General features: G+C 65.8%; 13 protein-coding genes. 9 read left to right on the top strand and 4 right to left on the bottom strand.

Features of this window, described 5'->3' with window-relative positions; translation table 11 throughout:
• Positions 1 to 644 precede the first annotated feature (644 nt).
• Positions 645 to 3,485 carry a TonB-dependent receptor gene (locus KBW98_RS06340; RefSeq protein WP_211519282.1) on the top strand — a complete coding sequence of 947 codons (2,841 nt, stop codon included), beginning with the start codon at positions 645 to 647 and terminating at the stop codon, positions 3,483 to 3,485.
• Between the two features lie 216 nt (positions 3,486 to 3,701).
• On the opposite strand, the gene KBW98_RS06335 is transcribed toward KBW98_RS06340, so the two are convergent.
• Complete coding sequence (locus KBW98_RS06335) at positions 3,702 to 4,427, bottom strand: 16S rRNA (uracil(1498)-N(3))-methyltransferase (protein WP_211519281.1); 726 nt, start codon at positions 4,425 to 4,427, stop codon at positions 3,702 to 3,704.
• 124 nt (positions 4,428 to 4,551) lie between these two features.
• On the opposite strand from KBW98_RS06335, the gene tkt reads away from it, so the two are divergent.
• From tkt to KBW98_RS06310, 5 genes are all read left to right on the top strand, one after another.
• The gene (tkt, locus tag KBW98_RS06330; RefSeq protein WP_211519280.1) at positions 4,552 to 6,549 is read left to right on the top strand and encodes a transketolase; all 1,998 of its coding nucleotides are present in this window, start codon (positions 4,552 to 4,554) and stop codon (positions 6,547 to 6,549) included.
• 93 nt (positions 6,550 to 6,642) lie between these two features.
• The gene (gene gap, locus KBW98_RS06325) at positions 6,643 to 7,653 is read left to right on the top strand and encodes a type I glyceraldehyde-3-phosphate dehydrogenase (RefSeq protein WP_211519279.1); all 1,011 of its coding nucleotides are present in this window, start codon (positions 6,643 to 6,645) and stop codon (positions 7,651 to 7,653) included.
• A gap of 270 nt (positions 7,654 to 7,923) precedes the next feature.
• The gene (locus KBW98_RS06320) at positions 7,924 to 8,217 is read left to right on the top strand and encodes a hypothetical protein (RefSeq protein ID WP_211519278.1); all 294 of its coding nucleotides are present in this window, start codon (positions 7,924 to 7,926) and stop codon (positions 8,215 to 8,217) included.
• Between the two features lie 346 nt (positions 8,218 to 8,563).
• On the top strand, positions 8,564 to 8,716 hold the full coding sequence (locus tag KBW98_RS06315; protein WP_211519277.1) for a hypothetical protein: 153 nt from the start codon (positions 8,564 to 8,566) through the stop codon (positions 8,714 to 8,716).
• A 22-nt stretch (positions 8,717 to 8,738) separates the two neighbouring features.
• Positions 8,739 to 8,888 (top strand): hypothetical protein, encoded by a 150-nt coding sequence (locus KBW98_RS06310; protein WP_211519276.1) that lies wholly within the window; start codon positions 8,739 to 8,741, stop codon positions 8,886 to 8,888.
• 330 nt (positions 8,889 to 9,218) lie between these two features.
• Here the strand turns inward: KBW98_RS06310 and map are convergent, their stop codons facing one another.
• The 3 genes from map to glnE all read right to left on the bottom strand — a co-directional run bounded on the left by map (position 9,219) and on the right by glnE (position 16,297).
• A complete protein-coding gene (gene map, locus KBW98_RS06305; protein ID WP_211519275.1) occupies positions 9,219 to 9,983 on the bottom strand; it encodes a type I methionyl aminopeptidase in 765 nt (254 codons plus the stop codon).
• Between the two features lie 164 nt (positions 9,984 to 10,147).
• Positions 10,148 to 13,045 (bottom strand): TonB-dependent receptor domain-containing protein, encoded by a 2,898-nt coding sequence (locus tag KBW98_RS06300; RefSeq protein WP_211519274.1) that lies wholly within the window; start codon positions 13,043 to 13,045, stop codon positions 10,148 to 10,150.
• A gap of 519 nt (positions 13,046 to 13,564) precedes the next feature.
• On the bottom strand, positions 13,565 to 16,297 hold the full coding sequence (gene glnE, locus KBW98_RS06295) for a bifunctional [glutamate--ammonia ligase]-adenylyl-L-tyrosine phosphorylase/[glutamate--ammonia-ligase] adenylyltransferase (RefSeq protein WP_211519273.1): 2,733 nt from the start codon (positions 16,295 to 16,297) through the stop codon (positions 13,565 to 13,567).
• A 216-nt stretch (positions 16,298 to 16,513) separates the two neighbouring features.
• Between glnE and KBW98_RS06290 the strand changes: the two genes are divergently transcribed.
• The 3 genes from KBW98_RS06290 (at position 16,514) to tldD (ending at position 23,036) form a co-directional block, all read left to right on the top strand.
• Entirely contained in the window at positions 16,514 to 20,692 is a 4,179-nt protein-coding gene (locus KBW98_RS06290; RefSeq protein WP_211519272.1) for a YhdP family protein, read from the top strand.
• Position 20,693: 1 nt separating this feature from the next.
• Positions 20,694 to 21,491 (top strand): carbon-nitrogen hydrolase family protein, encoded by a 798-nt coding sequence (locus KBW98_RS06285; protein WP_211519271.1) that lies wholly within the window; start codon positions 20,694 to 20,696, stop codon positions 21,489 to 21,491.
• Between the two features lie 84 nt (positions 21,492 to 21,575).
• Positions 21,576 to 23,036, top strand: a complete 1,461-nt coding sequence (gene tldD / locus KBW98_RS06280; protein WP_211519270.1) for a metalloprotease TldD — start codon at positions 21,576 to 21,578, stop codon at positions 23,034 to 23,036.
• Positions 23,037 to 23,184: the final 148 nt, after the last annotated feature.

Here is a 23,184-nt window from a genome sequence, read left to right as displayed (position 1 = left end):
CAGGCGGCCTTTTCTTTTACGGGTCCTTTTCCCCCTTGCATGGTGGAACTCGATGCCGGTGTTGTGTTCCTGCAACTAGCCTTTTGCGCTAACGAAATAGTGCAAATGCAGACCCGGTGCATATCCGATGCATACAAACAATCTTTCATTCGACCAAACCAAAACTACCGTGTTGCAATGCGGTAAGCGCGCAATCCTCTGTCAAGAAATGGGATTCTGGCGTCTTTTGTCTCCTTCTTGAGCTTGCATGGCAGGGAAGGTTCTGATTCTTGTTGCGATGCACCACAGACGTCCGGAACTACTTTTCCACAAATTAAAGTGTTGTTTTTCATACTAGGGCGAACTTGCGTTCCGTTGACACTTACGGTTTTGCTATGGTTTTATGTGTCCACTTAAATAATGTTTGGTTTAAAGGCAAACATTGGTTGAGAGTATCCGTCCTAATCGGCGGCTAGGAAAATAACGCCGCACCTAAAAAAGCGGCGGAAGCAGACGCAGTAATGGTCGTAAACGATCCTCCAACCCCGCCGGAAACGGCAGGTAGCGTGCAGCTGACGCTTCAGGTTTGAAGGAGACGCCTTGCGCTTGGGAAACCGGCGCGGGCACAAACCACTTCGAGAAAAAGCACAGAAGGAGAAGTATTCATGACGTTTAAGATGAAGTCGTTGCCATTCGCGGTCGCATGCGTGGTCGCCAGCGGCGCGCTGATCGGCGCTCCCGCGATGGCCCAGGACCAGGCGCCGGCCGCCCAGGCACCGCAGCGCGTGGTCGTGACCGGCTCGCTGATCAGCCGTTCGGACATCGAAACCCCGAGCCCGATCCAGGTGATCACCGCCGACGAAATGGTCAAGACCGGCAAGACCTCGGTCGCCGAGATCCTGGGTGAACTGGCCGCCAACGGCCAGGGCGCACTGGGCACCGGCTTCCCGGGCGCGTTCGCGAACGGCGCATCGGGCGTCTCGCTGCGCGGCCTGACCGTCGGCCTGACCCTGGTCCTGGTCGATGGCCACCGTGTTGCTTCCTACCCGCTGTCGGACGACGCCCAGCGCTCGTTCGTCGACGTCTCGAACATCCCGTTCGACCTGATCGACCGCGTCGAAGTCCTGAAGGGCGGCGCATCCTCGATCTACGGCTCGGACGCAGTCGCAGGCGTGGTCAACATCATCCTGAAGAAGAAGTTCAACGGCACCCGCCTGAACGCGGAAGCCGGCCATGCACAGCACGGCGGCGCGCGCACCAAGAAGGCCTCGATCACCTCGGGCTTCGGCGACCTGGACGAACAGGGCTTCAACGTCTTCGGCAGCATCGAGTACCGCGACCAGGAAGGCGTTCGCCTGTCGCAGCGCGATGACCGCGAATGGGCCAACGGCGACTACCGCTCGCGCGGTGGCTACGACCTGCGCCGCGGTGTCCCGACCGCACTGAACAACTTCCTGACCCCGGCCAGCTCGCCGTTCCTGTACACCCCGGGCGCCGGCGGTGCGAACAACCCGGCCAACTTCCAGTTCCTGGACCCGAGCTGCAACTACCAACTCTATCGCGCAGGCAACTGCATGGTGCGCGACGTCTGGTCGTGGATCGCCCCGCCGTCGGACAACCTCAACCTCCTGGTGGGCGCCACCAAGAAGCTGAACGACGACTGGACCCTGTCGATGAAGGCCTCGATGTTCGAGCGCCACAGCCAGAACAACCGCGGCACCCCGACCACCTTCTCGGCCAGCACCTTCGCCGGCTTCACGACCTATAACAACGGCGTGCTGACCCCGGGCGTGGGCCGTATCCCGAGCACCCTGCTGCCTGCCACCCACCCGCTGAACCGCCTGGGCGCACCTGCCCGCCTGTACGGCTACGTCACCGAAGCCGGCGCCGGCATCCAGTCGGACAACACTTCGCGCGCCACCCGCTTCGCCGCCGACCTGAACGGTAGCGCAATGGGCTGGGACATCAACGCCGCGCTCGGCTACAGCAAGGTCAAGACCGACATCACCTACTCGGGTTACGTCAACCGCGTGGCGCTGATCAACGCCGTCAACAACAACACCTTCAACCCACTGGGCGGCAACTCGCCTGGCATCCTCGCGCAAGTGGCGCCGGTCTTCGACAACACCCTCGAGTCGGACCTGACCTACTTCGACATCGCGGCCAGCCGCGACCTGATGCAACTGGGCGAAGGCCAGCTGAAGGCAGCGGCCGGCTTCCACTACCACGACAAGTCGCAGAACTCGCCGGCTTCGCCGCTGACCGCGAACGGCACCGTGGCCAACACCTCGGCCTTCGTCTTCGGCGAAGAAAAGAACACCGCCGTGTTCGCCGAACTGAGCGCGAACCCGATCAAGTCGCTGGAAATGAACCTGTCGGCGCGTTACGACCATTACGACACCTACGGCAACTCGTTCACCCCGTCGGCCAAGTTCAAGTGGTCGCCGAACAAGATGTTCGCGCTGCGCGGCTCCTTCGACAAGGGCTTCCGTGCACCGAACGCCTCGGAAGTGGGCAACGCCGGTTCGTTCTTCCTGTTTAACGGTATCGACGATCCGGTCCTGTGCGCTGACGGCAATATCAACACCCCGGGCAACGTGCCGGCGGCGTGCGGTATCCAGCCGACCTACGTGCAGACCACCGAAGCCGACGTGGAACCGGAAAAGGCCAAGAGCTACACCCTGGGTGTGATCGTGGAACCAATCCAGGGCCTGTCCGCAACCCTGGACTACTACCGCATCAAGATGACCGGCCAGATCACCTCGGCCGTGTCGGTGCCTGGCTTCACCCCGGACTGGGTGCGTAACCCGGCCGTCCCGACCGAGATCCGCGCCGCCGACGGCAGCCTGGTGGTCGGCACCCCGTCGGTCGGCTTCATCGCCTACGGTCCGACCCCGTACGTCAACCTGGGCGGCGTGGAAACCCACGGCCTGGAGCTGGACCTGTCCTACCGCCACCGCATGGGCGCCATGGGCAACCTGCGCACCAGCCTGAACTTCGCGCACACCTTCGGCTACGAGATCGACACCGGCACCGAGAAGATCCAGCTGGCAGGCACCCACGGTCCTTCGGCAGTCGGCGGCAACACCGGCAACCCGAAGAACCGCGCCAACTTCACCCTGGGCTGGGACCGTGGCCCGCTGGCCATCACCACCACCGTGAACTGGGTTGACAAGTACTCGGCACTCGACCCGTCGGTCGGCGCCAACGACTGCTCGACCGCAGCGCACGACGTGGGCGGCCGCACCATGTTCGACCTGAACGGCATGCCGGCTTCGTACTGCACCATCCGTTCGTTCACGACCACGAACCTGAACGTGACCTACAAGTTCAACGACAACCTGACCTTGAAGGGCTCGGTCCTGAACGTGTTCGACCGCGAACCGCCGATCGACGTCGCGACCTACGGCTCGGCAGGCAACAACCTGTCGCAGTACAACTCGGCAATGCACCAGGCCGGCGCCATCGGCCGTTCCTTCAGCCTGGGCCTGAACTACACGTTCTAAGCGCCTGAGTCATGCGGCGGCAGCGATGCCGCTGCAGCGAAGAGCACAAAGCCCGCTGACAGAGCGATCTGTCAGCGGGCTTTTTTTGTAGGGTGGACGGGTTTCCCGTCCACGCGTTCAAACATCGTCTCCCGGCCAGTGTGGGGAAAACGGCACCGCCAACTATCACCGCGTGGACGGGAGACCCGTCCACCCTACTATATATATGCAGCAGGCCTAGATGGCGCCCCAGGCCCCGGCCAAGATGGCCAGCGCCGCCAGCCCGGCGGTCTCGGTGCGGAGCACGCGCGGCCCCATCGAAAGCGACAGGGCGCCCGCCGCGATCGCCGCCTCTTCCTCCTGCGGGGTAAAGCCGCCCTCGGGACCGACCAGCAGGGTCGCGGCCTGCGCCGGCGTGGCCCGGGCCCAGGCCGCCAGCGACTGGGTGGCGCGCGGGCTGAGCAGGATGCGCGGACCCTCGCTGGAGGTCGCCAGCCATGGCTGCACATCCGCCAGCGGATGCAGCCGGGCCAGGCGGTTGCGTCCGCTCTGTTCGGAAGCGGCCACGATCACCCCCTGCCAGTGGGCCTGGCGCTTTTCCGCCCGTTCGCCCGACAGGCGCACCACGCTGCGCTGGGCCGCCAGCGGCTGGATTCCCGCCACGCCCAGTTCCACCGCCTTCTCGACGATCCAGTCCATCTTCGACCCCTCGGGCAGGCCCTGGGCCAGGGTGACGGGGTAGGGCGCCTCGGCCTCGACTTCTTCGAAGGCTTCCACCAGGGCGCTGGCGCGCCGCTTGCCGATCTCGGCGAGCGAAGCGCGGTACTGGCCGCCCTCGCCGTTGAACAGGGTGAGGGCGGCGCCCGGCTGCTGGCGCACCACGTGCAGGTGGTGGGCGACGGCCTCGGGGAGGTCGACGGTGGCGCCGGGAATCAGCGCCTGGGAAACGTAGAAGCGGGGCATGCGGTGGCTGTGTGGAATTGAACAAACTGCATTTTAATTCGGCAGCACCTCTGTCTGGTAGAATAACGGGCTACGGCCAGCGCGCCACCGCTTTCCCCATTCCCTGATCCAGCATCGTTAATTCATGAAATCTACGCAAACCACCACCCTGATGGCCAACGCGATCCGCGCGCTGGCGATGGACGCCGTCCAGAAAGCCAATTCGGGCCACCCGGGCATGCCGATGGGCATGGCCGAGATCGGCGTCGCGCTGTGGGACAAGCATTACCGCCACAACCCGGCCAATCCGGGCTGGTTCAACCGCGACCGCTTCCTGCTCTCGAACGGCCATGGCTCGATGCTGCATTATGCGATGCTGCACCTGGCCGGCTACGACCTGAGCATGGACGACCTGCGCGACTTCCGCCAGCTGCACTCGAAGACCGCGGGCCACCCGGAAGTGGGCATCACCCCGGGCGTGGAAACCACCACCGGCCCGCTGGGCCAGGGCATCGCGAACTCGGTCGGCATGGCGCTGGCCGAGTGGCTGCTGGGCTATGAATTCAACCGTCCGGGCTACGAAGTGGTCGACCACTACACCTACGCCTTCCTGGGCGACGGCTGCCTGATGGAAGGCATCTCGCACGAAGTCGCTTCGCTGGCCGGCACCCTGCGCCTGAACAAGCTGATCTGGCTGTACGACGACAACGGCATCTCGATCGACGGCCGCGTCGAAGGCTGGTTCACCGACGACACCCAGAAGCGCTTCGAAGCCTACGGCTGGAACGTGATCCCAAAGGTCGACGGCCACGACGTCGCCGCGGTCTCCGCCGCCATCGAGCAGGCCAAGCAATCGGACCGTCCGACCCTGATCTGCTGCAAGACCATCATCGGCAAGGGCGCCCCGAACCTGGAAGGCGGCGACAAGGTCCACGGCGCCCCGCTGGGCGACAAGGAAATCGCGGCCGTGCGCCAGCACCTGCTGTGGGACCCGATCCCCTTCGACATCCCGGGCGAAATCTACGAAGCCTGGGACGCGAAACAGCGCGGCGCCGCGGCTGAAGCCGAATGGAACACCTGCTTCGCCGCCTACCGCGAAGCCCACCCGCAGCTGGCCGCCGAATTCGAGCGCCGCATGAAGGGTGAACTGCCGGGCAACTTCAGCGAGGTGCTGGACGCCGCCGTCGCCGCCTGCGTCGAGAAGAAGGAAACCGTCGCCACCCGCAAGGCCTCGCAGAACGCGATCCAGGCGCTGGCCGCGACCCTGCCGGAATTCCTGGGCGGCTCGGCCGACCTGACCGGCTCGAACCTGACCAACTGGAAGGAATCGGTGGCGGTGCGTTCGGGCATCCCGGGCAACCACATCAACTACGGCGTGCGCGAATTCGGCATGGCCGCGATCCAGAACGGCGTCGCCCTGCACGGCGGTTTCATCCCCTTCGGCGCGACCTTCCTGACCTTCTCGGACTATAGCCGCAACGCGCTGCGCATGGCCGCGCTGATGAAGATCCGCTCGCTGTTCGTGTTCACCCACGACTCGATCGGCCTGGGCGAAGACGGCCCGACCCACCAGTCGATCGAGCACGTCTCGTCGCTGCGCCTGATCCCGAACCTGGACAACTGGCGTCCGTGCGACACCGTCGAATCGCAGGTGGCCTGGGGCGCCGCGGTCCAGCGCAAGGATGGCCCGTCGACCCTGATCTTCTCGCGCCAGAACCTGCCGTTCATGGAGCGTGACGCGGCCGCGATCGCCAACGTGGCCAAGGGCGGCTATGTGCTGCGCGACGCGCTTGAGCCCAAGGTGATCCTGATCGCCACCGGTTCGGAAGTCGAACTGGCGATGAAGGCCGCCGATGCGCTGGCGTCCGAAGGCGTGGCGGCCCGCGTGGTCTCGATGCCGTCGACCGATGTGTTCGAACGCCAGGATGCAGCCTACAAGGCCCAGGTCCTGCCGCGCGGTATCCCGCGCGTCGCGATCGAAGCCGGCGTGACCGACTTCTGGTACAAGTACGTGGGCCTGGAAGGCGCCGTGGTCGGCATCGACACCTTCGGCGAATCGGCGCCGGCGCCGGTGCTGTTCAAGCACTTCGGCTTCACCGTCGAAAACGTCGTGGCGAAAGCCAAGGCCGTCATCGCCGGCTAAGCGTTTCATGGGGCTGCCTGCGGGCGGCCCTGTTTGTATTCAGACCAGCATGTGCGTTGTGAAAAAAAGTTTTTTTCTAATCAGGAGCAAAGCATGACGATCAAGGTAGCAATCAACGGTTATGGCCGCATCGGCCGCAACATCCTGCGCGCTTTCTACGAAGGCGGCAAGAAGCAAGACATCCAGATCGTGGCGATCAACGATCTCGGCAACGCCGAATCGAACGCCCACCTGACCCGCTACGACACCGCCCACGGCAAGTTCCCGGGCACCGTCACGGTCGAAGGCGACAACATGATCGTCAACGGCGACAAGATCCGCGTGTTCGCGCAGCGTAACCCGGCCGAGATCCCGTGGGGCGAGCTGGGCGTGGACGTGGTGCTCGAGTGCACCGGCTTCTTCACCACCAAGGAAAAGGCCTCGGCCCACCTGAAGGGCGGCGCCAAGAAGGTCATCATCTCGGCTCCGGGCGGCAAGGATGTCGACGCCACCATCGTGTACGGCGTCAACCAGGACGTGCTGAAGTCGACCGACACCGTGATTTCGAACGCATCCTGCACCACCAACTGCCTGGCCCCGCTGGTCAAGCCCCTGCACGACGCCATCGGCCTGGAAACCGGCCTGATGACCACCGTGCACGCCTACACCAACGACCAGGTGCTGACCGACGTGATGCACGAAGACCTGCGCCGCGCCCGTTCGGCCACCCAGTCGATGATCCCGACCAAGACCGGCGCCGCCGCCGCGGTCGGCCTGGTGCTGCCTGAGCTGAACGGCAAGCTGGACGGCTTCGCGATCCGCGTGCCGACCATCAACGTGTCGATCGTCGACCTGTCCTTCATCGCCAAGCGCGACACCACCGTCGACGAAGTCAACGCCCTGATGAAGTCCGCGTCGGAAGGCGCCCTGAAAGGCATCCTGACCTACAACACCGACCCGCTGGTCTCGGTGGACTTCAACCACAACCCGGCATCGTCGAACTTCGACGCCACCCTGACCAAGGTCTCGGGCCGCCTGGTGAAGGTCTCGTCCTGGTACGACAACGAGTGGGGCTTCTCGAACCGCATGCTCGACACCACCGTCGCGCTGATGAACGCGAAGTAATCCGCTGCGCCTTGCGGCGCTGATGCAAGGCTCGAAACGGCCCGGTCGCTGCAAGCACCGGGCCGTTTCCATTTGGGAGGGCGTACAGGCCGGCGCGAGCGCCGCGAGGGCGCGCCGACCCCTCAAGGGTAGCGGCGACGCATTTCCGCATCACTTGATGCGCGCCACATATGCCGAAAAAATAATCATGTCCGACGCAGGAAAAATCATTGCGCCTGATCAATGCTTACTTTAGATTGTTGGAACACTAATCCTCTTCGATCCTTGCTCATGCTGCAAACTTCTACGCTGCGCCCTGCCAAGGGCGTCAACTTCGGACTGGCCGCGTTTCTCGGGGTGCCGGGGATCTACGACCTCATCGAGGGGGGCGTGCTTGGCAACCATGCCGAGGCCATCTACGGGGCCGGCAGGGTCCTGTGCGCGATTTTTTTGATCGGAAGCACACTGCAGCCGTCCGCGTCGTCCTCCGGGCGGTCACGCCTGGTGATGGCGATCCTGGGCTACGCCGGCATCATGATCGGCACGGCCGGGCTCATGATGAAACACCAGATCTTCCCGGGCTGACTCCGGTTCGGTGGGTGGCGCTTTCTACTTCATAAACTGGTGTGGCTTCACCGGTCATCTCCAGCGCCCTGTGTCCTTCTCCTCGCTAATTAAGACGTTTAATTTGTGTCGAATCGGCGCAGAGATTTCTTGCGCATGAATATCGTGAATCCCGGTTATATCGGGATTGCATACAATTGCGGAATCGTGAAAAAAGGTTTGCGAATTATTTTTATCGAATAGACGTGCGAAAACGAATGCAATAATATCGTCAGTGGAGACAGGGAAACATTCATTGCGTTTGGCGCATTATTGTTGCATTCCGAATTCCGTATCGAAACTATTAATTCAAAAACTGGAGAAAAAAATGGAACAACTGAACATGGTTGAAGTGGAACAGGTTTCGGGTGGCTGGATCGCCGCCGCGATCGCCGCAGTATCCCTCGCGATGACCGCGGTCGATGCCTACGACGACTTCATGGAAGGCTGGAACTCGGTCGGCAATACCTGCCGCCGCTGATCTGCGATATTGGAGAATAGAGATGACTGAACTGAATCTGCAAGAAGTCGAAGAAGTCGGCGGTGCGAGCTTCTGGGGCCGTGTTGGCGCCTGGCTGCACGAATTCGCGAATGATACGAACTGCGGCAATGTGCCGGAGGAAGTATTCAATCGCGAACGCGCAATGCTGTAATAGCGCCCGCGCGGAGAAAATCCGGCCAGCTGGCCGGATTTTTTTTTGCCTCCCTGATTCATATCGCAATGGTTGAATGATTATCGGGGCGGATATAAGCATGGATCGGGCAGAATCATATGCCTGCAATGACTTTACGGAAGGCCGGAACCCGGTTATCGTGTTGAGCGGCAAAACAAGCAGCCTGATTATCTACGGCTCGAGAGCTCGGTATGATCGGCATGGTCCGTACGAGGTTCCAGCATTCACTCGCGAACCTGCCATGCTGCAGACGCTCGCCGAGCGGGGCAAAAAAATCCGGCCATCGGCCGGATTTTTTTGCATTCAGGCTCAGCGCTTGGGCCAGGGCGTCAGGATCTCGAAGCCATTGCGCGTCACCGCGATCATGTGCTCCCACTGCGCCGACAGCGAGCCGTCGCGCGTCTTCACGGTCCAGCCGTCCTCGAGCTGGATCACGTCTTCCTTGCCCATATTGATCATCGGCTCGACGGTGAAGGTCATGCCTTCCTTGAGCAGCAGGCCGGTATTGGGACGGCCATAGTGCAGCACCTGCGGTTCCTCATGGTAGACGCGGCCGATGCCATGGCCGCAGTAGTCGCGCACCACCGAGTAGCCGGCGGCCTCCGCCAGCTTCTGGATCGCATGGCCGACGTCGCCCAGGCGCGCGCCGGGGCGCACCGCGCGGATCCCCGCCATCATCGCGTCGAAGGTCGTGTCGACCAGCTTCTTCGCCTCGGGGGATGGGGTGCCGGCGAAATACATGCGGCTGGTGTCGCCGTGCCAGCCATCCTTGATCACGGTGACGTCGATGTTGACGATGTCGCCATCCTGGAGCACTTCCTGCTCGCTCGGGATGCCGTGGCAGACCACCCCGTTGACGGACGTGCACAGGGTCTTGGGAAAGCCGTGGTAGCCGACGTTGGCCGGCGTGGCCTTCTGCACCTTGCGGATATAGTCGTTGCAGCGGCGGTCGAGCTCCTCGGTCGAGACACCCGGCTTGACGTATTCGCCGATCATTTCCAGCACTTCGGCTGCCAGGCGGCCGGCCACGCGCATCTTGGCCAGGTCCTTGTCGTTCTTGAATTTGATGGTCATCGCTGCAAAAAAGAGCGCCGGCGCGCGGCCGGCAAAGCGTCATCATACCGCGTCCGGGCGCGGCGCGTGGACGGGCAGGGCGCGCCGCCATGAAAAAATGCCCGCCAGGCGAACCTGGCGGGCATTCGGTCGAGCTTCAGGCAAGCCCTTGCGGGCTCGTCCGATTAGAACGACTGGCTGTAGCGGACGTAGAAGAAGCGGTCCAGCGACAGGTCGGCGTCCACGGAGGAAGCGTCAGCCTGGGTTTCGTACACAATACGCGGCTTCTTGTCGAAGACGTTGTTGATACCGAACAGGATGCGGCCGTTCCACGAGGTCTTGTAGCCGACGCTCATGTCATGGATGGTGACCGAACCCAGCTTGTTCGCGCCGGTACCCCAGCTCGACTCGCGCTCAGGCATGTTGCACTCGGTTTCCGAATCCCAGCACTGGTCCTTGACCGGGCTGTAGTAACGGAAGCCCCAGGTGGCGCTCCAGTTGCCCAGTGCCCAATCCAGGTTGGTGTTCGACTTCACGCGGTTGTAGAAGTACTCGCCAACGTACTCGTTCCAGTCCGAGTCGGCGCCGCTGCGGGTGCGGAACTTGTCGACGTACGAGGTTTCGTTACGCACGCTGAACTGGCCGTAGGCGGTACGCGGCAGGCGGTAGTTGATCGCCAGGTCCAGGCCTTCGGTTTCCATCTCACCCAGGTTGGCGTTGCCGCGCGACAGGGTGGTGATCTGGCCGGTGAGCGGGTCACGCTTGATCACGCTGCAGAAGTTGGCGCTGCCTTCGATGAAGCACTCGTTGGCCACGTAGGTTGCGCCGATCGCGGTGATGCGGTTCTCGATCTTGATGTTGTACCAGTCCAGGCCGACGCTGAAGTTCGGCAGGAACGACGGGCTGTACACGAAGCCGGCGGTCTTGGTGATCGCGGTTTCCGGCTGCAGGAAGCGGTTGCCGGCGCCCGAGTTGAAGGCGACCAGCGACTGGGTGCCGTTGGTGCTCGTGATCGGGGTGCCTGCCTGGCCCAGCTGGCGGTAGGTCGCGGTGGTGCCCGAAGCGATGCAACGCGCCAGGACGGCCGGGTCTTGCGACGCTTCGCCGAAGCGGGTGTCGCACGGATCCAGGAAGGTGTCGAACGACTGCGAGCCGCCGCCGAAGGTGTCGCCCAGGGTCGGGGCGCGGAAGCCCTCAGCCCAGGTACCACGGAACAGCACGTCCTTGACCGGCTTGTACATGAAGCTGGCCTTGCTGTTGTTGGCCACGCCGAAGTTGCTGTAGTCCGAGTGACGGGTCGCCAGGTTGAAGCTCAGCAGTTCAGCGAAAGGCTGGGCCTTCAGGACCGGGATGTTCAGCTCGGCGTACGCCTCGCGCACGGTGTAGCGGCCGAAGGTCGGCTTGCCTGCCAGGTTGGTCGAGTAGCCCGACTGCTCGAAGATGCCAGGAACTTCCTGGCCCTTGACTTCGCGGTGTTCGATACCGACCGCCAGGCCCAGGGCGCCGGCCGGCAGCTGGAACAGTTCGCCGGCGATGTCGGCGGTGGCGCTGTTGATGGTCGAGCCGTAGGCGTTCTGGTCAAGCGAGTTGACATAGGCCAGGGCTTCCGGGGTCGAGGCCGACGGGCCGCCCAGGATGTCCCACGGGGTGCACGATGCCAGGGCGATCGGGTTGGCCGCGGTGCCGCACTGCACGACGCCGTTGGCGTTCAGGAAGGACGGGCCCAGGGCCTTCTTCAGGTTCAGCAGGTTGATGTTGCCGGTACCCGATTGCGAACCCGAGACCTTGTTGTGGTTGTAGCCGGCGCTCCAGTTCCACGCCAGGTTACGCACCGAGAACTCGCCTTCCAGGGTTGCATCGATGTGCAGGGTGCGGTTTTCGTTGTCGGTGATACGCGGCATCTCGATGGTGCGGCGCTGGAAGAACAGGTCACGGCCCAGGCCGGCACCAGCAACCTGGTTACCGTACGGGTTGTAGTAGCTGTCCTTGTCGATGTAGACCGGGTAGCCAGCCTGCGAGGTCGACTGCAGCGGGTAGCCGGCGATCTGCGAGGTCGACTGGCGCTGCGAGTACATCGCCGTGGTTTTCAGGCGCATGTCTTTCGGCAGCGCGATTTCGCCTTTGACGAACAGGGTGTCGAGCTTGTTCGGCGACAGCAGGTGCATGTCCTGGCTCGAGTTGTACTTGTCTTCCGGTGCGCCGGTGTAGGCGTGGTAGCTGTTCGGGTCGCGCGAGTTGGCGCCGACGCCCTTGCCGTCGTAGGTGCCGGTGTGGTTCAGGATGCGGTTGAAGCCGCCCTGCGCCGCGTTGGTCAGCGAGCCGCCGGCCGAGTTGACCGGGGTGATGCGGCCCCATGGCGACGCGCCCAGGCCGTCGAACGGGTGGGCAGGACCGTAGGTGGTCGAGGTGATGGCGCGGGTCGACGGCCACACGGTGCCTTGTTCGGTGTGCGACAGGCCGAACATCACGGAGGCCTTGTCGTCGCCTGCGCCGTAGCTCAGCGAGAAGTCCTTGTTCTTGCCGTCGTTCTTTTCGTTCTGGCCGGTGTACAGGGACAGCTGGCCGCCCTGCATGTTCTTCTTCAGGATGATGTTGATCACGCCTGCGATCGCGTCGGAACCGTAGATCGACGAAGCGCCGTCCTTCAGGATTTCCATGCGTTCGATCATCGACGACGGGATGGTCGACAGGTCGGTGTAGCCATCGACGGTCTGGGTCCAGCGCTTGCCGTCCACCAGGACCAGCAGGCGGTTCGAGCCCAGGTTGCGCAGGCTGACGTACTGGCCGCCGGCTTCGGCGTTCGAGGTCAGGGCGCCACTGCGGCTGAAGTCAGGCGCGCCGGCCGACGACAGGTTGTTCAGGATGTCGCCAACGGTGACCAGACCGGTTTTCTGGATCTGTTCCTGGCTCATGATCTGGATCGGCTGCGCCGTTTCCAGGTCGACCTGGCGGATACGCGAACCGGTAACTTCGACGCGCTGCATCGGCTGGGCTGCTTCTTGAGCAACCGCGGCGTGCATGCCGAGGGTCATGCCGCCCAGGCAGATCGCGCGGATCGAGCGGGACAAGAGTGTTTCCATCATGTTGCAAAACTCCTAGGGTGAAATCGTAGCGGCACTGAACATCAGCACTGCCGCCGGAAATGTCGTCAAGCGACTCGCTGAAACTAACGCCAACTTTTGGTACGGCGTATTTTCAAGCCAGCAATAAAAACATTCGGGCTTGTGCACTGTCAATGCATATGTTGTACAGATATGGATGTGTTGCAGAAATGCGTAAATACCAATTGACGCACGGCAAAATATTGACCATTTGGTCAATTGTCGTTCTAAAGAGAAAACAGGTGCCGGGCTTGCGCGGAAAGCGTTTTGCCGGCAATTAAATTGCTTAGAAGAATACCATTGCGCTCAACCGCAGCTGTTGACCTCTTCGCAACAAAACAGACCAGATTTTCCCAAGAGCAATAGTTGCTTAAAGGAAATATGTCCTGCTTGCGTCGCAATTAAATGCTGCATAGCAGCATAATCGGCCAAAGAAAAGATGGGGTCCGCGCCACGAAAGACACAAAAACCGGCCCGCTGCCGTCAATACGCGGCTGGCCCCTACGCGGCTGTCTCAGGGAAGCAGGCTTGCCAAAGCCGCAAGACGCTGGCGGGGTGCTGGCCTACCAGGGCAGGCTCGACCCGGGCCTTGTCCTGGCCCTGGAGGCGAACCTGGTGCTGCAGCTTGCGCATCGCGCGGTAGGCATCGGCGACCTGGGCCGCCAGGGTGGCATCGATCAGGCCAAGTTCTCCGCATCGGTGGAGTAGAGCGATATTGCCGGCATTTGCCGTTAGTTGCGGATAGGCGCTGGCGTGACGCAGGACCAGGTACTGGACGATGAACTCGATGTCGATCATCCCGCCCGGATCCTGCTTCAGGTCGAACAGGTCGCCGCGGTTGAGGTTGGCGTCGCGCATGCGGCGGCGCATGTCCGTCACTTCCTGCTTGAGCTCGGCCTCGCGGCCGCTGCGGTCCTTGCGCAGCACCTGTTCGCGGATCGCTTCGAAGCGGGCGCCGATGGCGGCGTCGCCGGCGCAGAAGCGGGCGCGCGTCAGGGCCTGGTGTTCCCACAGCCAGGCCGCATTGTCCTGGTAGCGCTCGAAGGCCGCCAGCGAGGACACCAGCATGCCGCTGGCGCCGTCCGGGCGCAGCGCGATGTCGACGTCGAACAGGATGCCGGCCGCGGTGTGGGCCGTCATCCAGGTGATGAAGCGCTGGGCCAGCTTGGCGTAGTTCATGGGCGCATCCTGGTCCTCGTCCTCGAACAGGAAGATCACGTCGAGGTCGGAGACATAGCCCAGTTCCTTGCCGCCCAGCTTGCCGTAGGCGATGACGGCGAAGCGCGGCTCCTCGCGGTGGCGGGTGGCGACGGTGCGCCAGGCGTGCCGGATGGCGGCGCCGACGATGGTGTCGGCCAGGGCCGACAGGTGGTCCGCCAGGCGCTCGACCGAGAGCTCGCCGGCCAGGTCCAGGGCCAGCAGCCGGAACAGCTGGGCGTGGTGGGCTTCGCGCAGGATGTCGAGCTGGCGCTCGGTGTCGCCCTGGGCCTCGTTCAGCTGCTGTTCGAGGCTGGCGGCCAGCTGGGGCAGGTCCTCGGCGCCGTTGTTGCGGTCGTCGAGCAGCTCGTCGAGCAGGATCGGGTGCTGGGTCAGGAAGGTGGCCGCCCAGCCGCTGGCATTGATCATGCGGATCACGCGCTCCAGCGTGTGCGGGTATTCGGTCAGCAGCGACAGGTAGGCCGAGCGGCGCGCGATGGCCTCGAAGAAGTCGAGCAGGCGGCCCAGGGTGGCGGCGTGGCTGCCGACGCCGGCCTCGCGCACCACGGTGGCGATCTGGGGCAAGGCGGCGTCGAGCAGGGTCAGGAGGCGCAGGCGGCTGGCGTCCGGCAGGCTGGCCAGGCGCGGGCCCTGCAGGGTGGCCACCACCCGCGCGGCGCCGCCTTGGGCGTCGTCGAAGCCCAGCTGGGCCAGGCGCGCGCCCAGGGCTTCGCGGTTCTCCGGGTCGTCGGCCAGCACCGGCGCGTCCGGATCGGCGCCTTCGTTCTTGTCGCTCTTGTCGGCGAAGATCGCGTCGAACTGGGCGGCCACGAAGGCGCGCTGCTCCTCCATGCGCGCCAGCAGGGTGGCTTCGTCCGGCAAGCCCATCATGCGCGCGACCAGCTGTCGGTCGGCCTCGTTCGCGGGCAGGGTGTGGGTCTGGGCGTCTTCCAGGTATTGCAGGCGGTGCTCGAGCCGGCGCAGGAAGGTGTAGGCCTCCAGCAGCTGCCCGACCGTGTCCGGCGGCAGCAGTTCGCGCTCGGCCAGCAGGCGCAGGGTGGCCCGGGTCGAGCGTTCGCGCAGGGCCGGGTCGCGACCGCCGCGGATCAGCTGGAACACCTGGGCCAGGAACTCGATCTCGCGGATCCCGCCGCGCCCCAGCTTGACGTTGTGGCTGCGCTCGGGATGCAGGCGCTCCTGGCGCTTGACCTCGGCCCGGATCTGGGCGTGCATGTTGCGGATCGCGTCGATCACGCCGAAATCCAGGTAGCGCCGGAACACGAAGGGCCGCACGATCGCGTCCAGCGCCGCGATGTCCTCCGGCAGGCCGGTGACGGCGCGCGCCTTGACCCAGGCATAGCGTTCCCACTCGCGCCCCTGGACGATCAGGTATTCCTCGACCATGGCCAGGCTGGCCGCCAGCGGCCCGGACTTGCCGTTCGGGCGCAGCGCCATGTCGACCCGGAAGGTGAAGCCGTCCTCGATCACCTCGGACAGGGCGGCGATCAGGCGCTTGCCCAGGCGTACGAAGAATTCATGGTTCGACAGCTGGCGCTGGCCGGGGCCGGCCGCGGTCTCGCCGTCTTCCGGGTAGACGAAGATCAGGTCGATGTCCGAGGACACGTTCAGCTCGCCGCCGCCCTGCTTGCCCATGGCCAGCACCATCATGTACTGCGGGCGCCCGGACTCCTCGCCGACCGGCTCGCCGTGGGCCGCCGCCAGTTCGGCGTGCAGGGCCTCGGCGTGGTAGCGGATGGCGAAGTCGGCGAAGGCCGTCATGGCCGTCACCACCTCGTCCAGCTCGGCGCGCCCGTCGAGGTCGCGTTCGATGATGGCGCAGACCAGCAGGTTGCGCACCCGGCGCATGGCGCGTTCCGGCGGCAGGCCGGCGGCCAGCTCGCGCGCCAACAGGGCGCGGAAATCCGCCTCGGCCAGCGATAATCGGGTCAGCTCGGCCAGTTGCGCGGCCCGGGTGGGGGCGGCATCGAGCCAGCGTTGGAAGAAGCGCGACGCGTACGCCGGAGAAGCAGGGTTCATCAGTCCATCCGAGAAAGTGTTGCGTTCCGGCAGGCGGTGCGATGCGGTAGAATGGCCCGCCATGCTGCCTGGGGTCAGCATGATGGTAAGGTAGACGCCGCGACTGTTGCAAGCGATCTGTTACTAAAGAATTAATTCGGAAGCGGCGGCAGGACGCGGGCGCAAGGCCGCGGCCTGCCGCACTTCCTCACGGCGAGCCTTTTGTTGAGCACTTTGATGGACAACCAGGAACCGCAGGCCGCGCCTGCGCACCTGCCGCTTGCCGTGCGCTGGCGGCGGCTGCGCGCCGCCTATCGGGTCGCCAACCTGGCTTCGCACCATGTGCTCGGCTTCGCCATCAAGCTGTTCCTGCTGGTTTATTTCTCCCTCGCCCTGCTGTTCCTGGTGCTGCGCTACGCGGTGCTGCCCAACATCGACATGTACAAGGGCGACATCGAGCGCGCCGCCAGCCGCGCGCTCGGCGGCCGGGTGACGATCGCCGCCATCGACGCCTCCTGGAAGGGCTTGCGCCCGGCCCTGGCCCTGAGCGACGTGCGCCTGCACGACCGCGCCGGGCGCCAGGCGCTGGCGCTGCCCGGCGTCTCGGCGACCCTGTCGTGGTGGACCGTGGCGGCCTTCGAGCCGCGCCTGGAGCAGCTCGAGATCCGCAACCCTGAACTGAGCGTGCGCCGCGGGCGCGACGGCGTGTTCGAGGTGGCCGGCGTGCGCCTGGACCCGAAGAGCGGGGACAAGGGCGGCGCCGACTGGCTGTTCCGCCAGCGCGAGATCGTGATCCGCGGCGGGCGCGTGGACTGGACCGACGAGCTGCGCGGACGCGCAACCCTGCGCCTGGAGGGCGTCACCTTCGCCCTGCTGAACCGCTGGGGCACCCACCACGCGGCCCTGCGCGCGACCCCGCCCGCCGCGCTCGGCCGGCCGATCGAGCTGCGCGCCCAGTTCCGCCACCGCTTTGGCGCGCGTCCCTCCGACATCACCCGCTGGAAAGGCGAGCTGTACGCCGAACTGCGCGACGCCGACCTGGCGGCCTGGAAGCGCCACATCGACTACCCGGTCCAGCTGACCCGCGGCCGTGGCTCGCTGCGCGCCTGGCTCAGCGTCGACCAGGCGCGCCTGGCCGGCTTCACCGCCGACCTGGCCCTGGCCGGGGTCGCCGCGCGCCTGGGCAAGGACGCGGCCCCGCTCGAACTGGCGCGCGTGAGCGGACGCCTGTCCGCACGCGAAGAAATGATCGCGGGCAAGGAGGACGGCAAGCCGACCTTCGGCGCCCATGGCCACACGGTCAGCCTGGAAAACCTGGCGGTGGTCACGCGCGACGGCCGCGCGCTGCCCCCCGCCACCCTGGAGGAAAGCTGGCGCCCGGCGCGCGCCGGCCGTCCCGAGCAGGGCAGCCTGAGCGCGCGCCACCTCGACCTGGGCGCACTGGCCGTGCTGGCCCAGTCGATGCCGATCACCCCCTTGCAGCGCCAGCTGCTGGCCGATTATTCGCCGCGCGGCCGCCTGGTCGACGTCACCGCCGAGTGGGAAGGGCGCCTGCCGAACGTGAGCGGCTACCGCATCCGCGGCGAGGTCGAAGGCCTGGGCCTGAATCCCCAGCCGGCGCGCGCGGCCCAGCCTGCCCGCCCCGGCGTGGCGGCGGTGGCGGCGCGCGCGGCGATCCCCGGTTTCGATAACCTCAGCGGCAGCATCGACGCCACCGAGCGCGGCGGTTCGGTCGACCTGGACGCGAGCACGACCGCCCTGCACATGCCGGCCTGGTTCGCCGAGCCCAGCATGGCCTTCGACCGCCTGCTGCTGAAGGCGCGCTGGAACTACGAGCCGGCGCGCCAGCTGCTGGTCGAGGTCGAGAACCTCGAGTTCCATCAAGGGGCGTTCAACGCCAGGCTGGCGGGACGCCACCTGCTCCCGCTCGAGCCCGGCCATGGCCCAGGGCATGCCGATTTCACGGGCAAGCTCGACGGCTTCGAGATCGGCCAGGTGGGGCGCTTCCTGCCCCTGGCCACGCCCGAGAACCTGCGCCACTGGCTGACCGGCGCGCTGCAGGGCGGGCGCCTGCGCGACACCAGCCTGCGCCTGCGCGGCGACCTGGCCGACTTCCCTTTCCGCGCCAGCAACCTGGCCGAACGCGCGCGCGGCGAGTTCCACGTCGGCGGCCGCCTGGAAAACGCGCGCCTGGAGTATGCCCCCGGACACCGCCATCCGGACGGCGCGCCGCTGTGGCCGCTGGCCGAGCAGATCAACGGCCGCATCGAATTCGACCGCGCGCGCATGGAGATCCGCGGCGACACCCTGCGCACGCTGGGCGTGGCGCTGTCGAAGGTGAAGGCGGTGATTCCCGACCTCGGCGCGCACGATCAGATGATGCTCGAGATCGACGGCATGGCCGCCGGTCCGCTGCAGGAGTTCCTGCGCTATGTGGCGGTGACGCCGGTGCTGGAATGGATCGGCCACTTCACCGAGGAGACGCGCGCCAGCGGCAATGCGCGCCTGGGCCTGAAGCTGCGCATGCCGCTGCACCACCTGCCGGACACCAAGGTCCAGGGCAGCCTGCAGCTGCTGGGCAACGACGTCAGCCTGTTCCCGGAACTGCCGCCGCTGCAGGCGGCCCTGGGCCGGATCGACTTCTTCGAGCGCGGCGTCAGCCTGAACGGCGTGGGCGCCAGCTTCCTGGGCGGCCCGCTGGGCGTGTCGGGCGGCACCCAGCGCGACGGCGGCATCGTGATCCGCCTGGGCGGCACCCTGTCGGCCGAGGGCATGCGCCGCACCGCCCCGATGCCGGAACTGGCGCGCCTGGCCCAGCGGCTGTCGGGCAGCACGCGCTACACCGGCGCGGTGGTGGTGAAGGACGGCCGCCGCACGGTGACCCTGGATTCCAGCCTGGCGGGCCTGGGTGTGGAACTGCCGGCGCCGCTCAACAAGCCGCAGGCCGACAGCCTGCCGCTGCATTTCAGCCTGGCCGGCGAGCCGGCCGTGGGCGGCGTGGGCCGCGACGAGATCCGCGTCGGCCTGGGCCAGGGCCTGGCGGCGCGCTACCTGCGCGAGAAGCAGGGACGCGGGCCCTGGCTGGTGACGCGCGGCGGCATCGGCGTCAACGTGCCGGCGCCGGAACCGGACAGTGGACTGATGCTCAACGTGAACATGAAGACGCTCAACGTCGACCAGTGGATCGCGGCCGGGCGCGCGATCGCCGGCGAGGATGCTCCGGCGAGCGGGACGGGCGCCGGCGGTGGCGGCGTGGCCCAGTACATCCTGCCGTCCTACCTGTCCGGACGGGTGTCGGAAATGACGGTCGGCGAGCGCAAGCTGGCCGACGTGGTGGCCGGCGTCACCCACCTGCGCGACACCTGGCAGGCCAGCATCCATGCGCGCCAGGCGATCGGCTACCTGACCTGGGCCGACGCTTCCAGCGGGGTGGGCAAGGTCACGGCGCGCCTGGCCTCGCTCGTGATCCCGCCCTCGGCCGAGGCCGAGGTCAAGGACCTGCTGGAATCGAACCGGGGCGCCAGCGCCACCATCCCCTCGCTCGACATCGTGGCCGAGCATTTCGAACTGTTCGACAAGCGCCTGGGCCGGCTGGAACTGCAGGCCAGCAATGTGCAAGCCCTGGCCGGACGCGAATGGCGCATCGAGCGCCTGGCGATCGAGAATCCGGACGGCCAGCTCAAGGCCAACGGCCGCTGGCTGACCAAGGACGGCAAGAGCAATACCAGCCTCAACTTCTCGCTCGACATCGATGACGCCGGGCGCTTGCTGGACCGCCTTGGCTTCCCGGAAACTCTGCGCCGCGGCAAGGGTAAGATGTCGGGCGATATTTCCTGGGCGGGCTTGCCGTACGCGATGGACATTCCCAGCCTGTCGGGCCAGATCGAGATGAACGTGGAGTCCGGCCAGTTCCTGAAGCAGGACCCGGGCGCCGCCAAGCTGCTGGGCGTGCTCAGCCTGCAGGCCCTGCCGCGCTTGCTCAAGCTCGATTTCCACGACGTGTTCTCGGAGGGCCTGGCCTTCGACGGCATCAGCGCCAACGCCATGATCCAGCGCGGCGTGCTGCGCACCGACAACCTCAAGATGCATGGCGTGGCCGCCACCGTGCTGATGGACGGCACCGCCGACATCGCCAACGAATCGACCAACCTGCGCGTGGTCGTGATTCCCGAATTCAACCTGGGTACCGGCCCACTGGTCTATGGCCTGGCGGTGAATCCGGTGATCGGCCTGGGCGGCTTCCTGGCCCAGCTCTTCCTGCGCGCGCCGGTGATGAAGGCGCTCACTTACCAGATGCAGGTCACGGGACCGTGGAAGTCCCCGACCATCACCAAGCTCGACAACCCGCCGCCCGCGGCAGCCGCCGCCGCCGCGGTCACGCGCTCCGCCGCGCGCCCCACCGCAAAAAAGGACTGAGATGACGAAGATCGCCGCAGTGCAAATGGTTTCCACTCCCCGGGTCAGCGACAACCTGGCCACGGTGCGCCGCCTGGTGGGCGAGGCCGTCGCCGAAGGCGCCGAGCTGGTGGCGCTGCCCGAGTACTGGCCGATCATGGGCATGAGCGACCTGGACAAGGTGGGACACGCGGAACAGCCGGGCCATGGCCCGATCCAGGACTGCATGGCCGGGCTGGCGCGCGAGCACGGCGTCTGGCTGATCGGCGGCACCCTGCCGCTGGTGTCGCCCCAGGACGGCAAGGTGCTCAATACCACCCTGGTCTACGACCCGCAGGGCCAGGCCGTGAGCCGCTACGACAAGATCCACCTGTTCGGCTTCAACAAGGGCAGCGAATCCTACGACGAGGCGCGCACCATCGTGCCGGGCGAGACCATCGGCGCCTTCGATGCGCCTTTCGGGCGGGTCGGCCTGTCGATCTGCTACGACCTGCGCTTCCCGGAGCTGTTCCGCGCGATGGGCGAGTGCGCCCTGATCGTGGTGCCGGCCGCGTTTACCCATACCACCGGCCGCGCGCACTGGGAAGTGCTGCTGCGCGCGCGCGCCATCGAGAACCAGTGCTACGTGCTGGCCGCGGCCCAGGGCGGCCTGCACGACAACGGCCGCCGCACCTTCGGCCACAGCATGCTGGTCGACCCCTGGGGCGAAGTGAAAGCGGTGTTGCCGGAAGGCGAGGGCGTGGTGTGCGGCGCGCTCGATCCGGCTTTCCTGGCCGGGGTGCGCGAGAGCCTGCCGGCGTTGAAGCACCGCAAGATGTAAGACTGGCGCGGGCTCGCCTCGCGTCCGATACGATGCACCCGGATATGGCACAATGCCCATTCCAACCGAGAGACCGAACGCAAAATGACTCCATTCGAACCGAACCTTTCCTCCATCGCCGTCGCCCGCGACGTGCTGTTGACGCCCTTCGGCCTCGACGAGGGCAAGCTGCTGCGCGCGCTGGGTACGATGTTCACGCACAAGGTGGACTACGCCGACCTGTATTTCCAGTTCACGAAAAGCGAAGGCTGGAGCCTGGAAGAGGGCATCGTCAAGACCGGCAGCTTCTCGATCGACCAGGGCGTCGGCGTGCGCGCCATCTCGGGCGACAAGACCGCCTTTTCCTATTCCGATGAAATCTCCGAGCGCGCGCTGCTGGATGCGGCCAGCGCCACCCGCACCATCGCGCGCGCCGGCGCCGGCCGCGTGAAGATCGCGGGCGCCACCCGCCCGACCGGCGGCCGCTCGCTCTACCTGCCGCACGATCCGCTGGCCTCGCTCGACGCCACCGAGAAGGTGCGCCTGCTGGAACGCGTCGAGAAGATGGCGCGCGCCAAGGATCCGCGCGTGGTCCAGGTGATGGCCGGCCTGGCCGCCGAATACGACGTGGTGCTGGTGGTGCGCAGCGACGGCGTGCTGGCCGCCGACATCCGTCCGCTGGTGCGCGTGTCGCTGACCGTGATCGCCGAACAGGACGGCCGCCGCGAAGTCGGCTCCTCCGGCGGCGGCGGGCGCTACGACTACGGCTACTTCACCGACGAGATCCTCGACTTCTACGCCACCGAGGCGGTCAAGTCGGCCTGCGTCAACCTGGAGGCGCGCCCGGCGCCGGCCGGTCCGATGACCATCGTGCTGGGACCGGGCTGGCCCGGCGTGCTGCTGCACGAGGCGGTCGGCCACGGCCTGGAAGGCGACTTCAACCGCAAGGGCTCGTCCTCGTATGCCGGCATGATCGGCCAGCGCGTCGCCGCCAAGGGCGTGACCGTGGTCGACGACGGCACCATCAAGGACCGCCGCGGCTCGCTCAACATGGACGACGAGGGCAACCCGACCCAGTGCACGACCCTGATCGAGGACGGCATCCTGAAGGGCTACATCCAGGACACGATGAACGCGCGCCTGATGAAGATGCCGGTCACCGGCAACGCGCGCCGCGAGTCCTTCGCCCACCTGCCGATGCCGCGCATGACCAATACCTACATGCTGGCCGGCGACAAGGACCCACAGGAGATCCTGGAGTCGGTCAAGAACGGCCTGTACGCGGTCAATTTCGGCGGCGGCCAGGTCGACATCACCAACGGCAAGTTCGTGTTCTCGGCCAGCGAAGCCTACATGATCGAGAACGGCAAGATCAGCTATCCGGTCAAGGGCGCCACCCTGATCGGCAACGGCCCGGACGTGATGAACCGCATCTCGATGATCGGCAACGACATGAAGCTGGACACCGGCGTCGGCGTGTGCGGCAAGGAAGGCCAGAGCGTGCCCGTGGGCGTGGGACAGCCGACCCTGCGCATCGATGGCGTGACGGTGGGCGGCACGGCCTGAGTCGCAGACTGCGGCTGATCGTAGGGTTGGCGGCTATGCCGCCGACGCGGCGATCGTTGTCGGCTCCGATACCGCGCCGGATGATCTCGCTGCAAACCATCGACGCGTGGGGGGGGGGGCCCCCCCCCCCCCCGGGGGCCGGGGGGGG

This window comes from Massilia sp. ST3 (genome assembly GCF_018119405.1).
Lineage (GTDB): Bacteria > Pseudomonadota > Gammaproteobacteria > Burkholderiales > Burkholderiaceae_D > Telluria.
The sequence above is the reverse complement of the archived record's forward strand: the minus strand, read 5'-3'. Positions and strand labels throughout refer to the sequence as shown.